Here is a 1,144-nt window from a genome sequence, read left to right on the forward strand (position 1 = left end):
GGGGTGACGCCTTCTACGGAGAGATGATCGACCCCGTCATGAACCGAGAACGCCTCAAACGGAGTGCCCTTGGAGATGGACTGGCCCGCAACGCGGTGATCCCAACCAGCGATGTTGCCATCTGCATCAAGACCAACACGAACTTTGTGCGCAAATGCCGGGCGGTAGTAGCCACCGGTGATGTCATCCTCACGGGACCACACCAGTTTGACCGGGCGGCGGCGATCCGTCATCACAAAGGAAAGCGCTGCTTCCACCTGATAATCGACCGTTGGTGTTGCACGGCGACCGAACGAGCCACCAGCGAACATGGTGTTGACCTGCACCTTGTCCATTGGCACCTGAAGGATTTGCGCAATCGCTGCATGTGGTGAGGTTGGCATCTGACAGCCGTCATGCAGGATCACGCCGCCATCTTCTGTCGCCTCAATGGTGCAGGTAAGCGGTTCCATTGGAGCATGTGCGAGCAATGGGAAGTAGAAGGTCTCTTCGACCACCTTGTCTGCGTTTTTAATCGCACCTGCAATCTCGGCCTGATCGTTTTTGGTCAGGTTGTATTCCGGCGCTATGTTTAGCGCAGCCATCAGCTCTTTGTAGACGTCTTCAGAACTGCGGCTTTCAGCTGCTGAGTTGTCCCAGGTGACTTCCAGAGCTTCACGGGCTTGAAGAGAGGCCCATGTGTTTTCTGCGTAAACCGCAACGCCAGCTTTGTTGGGCAGTGTGGCTGCACGGATGAAGCCTTTGACATCCTTTGCGGCGCTGTCGTCAAAGGACGTGACAGTTGCACCTTTGCGGGTGGCCCGCTTGATGGTGACGACCATCTGATTATCAAGCTGGATGTCCATCGCGTATTTGGCAGTGCCGTTGATCTTCGGCGGTGTGTCCTTGCGGCGCACACTGGCGTTGCCGATCAACTTGAACTCGGATGGATCTTTCAGGCGCGGGTTTTCAGGTACTGTCAGCTTGCTCGCGGCAGCTACAAACTCGCCGATTGGCGCTTTGTTGCCACCACCTGAGATCACACCATCTTCCAGCTTGAGCTGGGCGGCGGGTACATCCCAAGCCAGTGATGCGGCTTGCAACAGCACTTCACGGGCGGCAGCGCCTGCCTGACGATACTGCTTAAAGCTGTTGAACATGGCGG

The 1,144-nt window shown here is 56.6% G+C and carries 1 protein-coding gene; it reads right to left on the bottom strand.

Features of this window, described 5'->3' with window-relative positions; all coding sequences use genetic code 11:
* A partial coding sequence (locus PPL9_RS24880) for a molybdopterin cofactor-binding domain-containing protein (protein ID WP_208989613.1) occupies window positions 1-1,144 on the bottom strand: 1,144 nt, incomplete at both ends.

The sequence above is a fragment of the Pseudovibrio sp. POLY-S9 genome, assembly GCF_001431305.1.
In the GTDB taxonomy this organism is placed as follows: Bacteria; Pseudomonadota; Alphaproteobacteria; order Rhizobiales; family Stappiaceae; genus Pseudovibrio.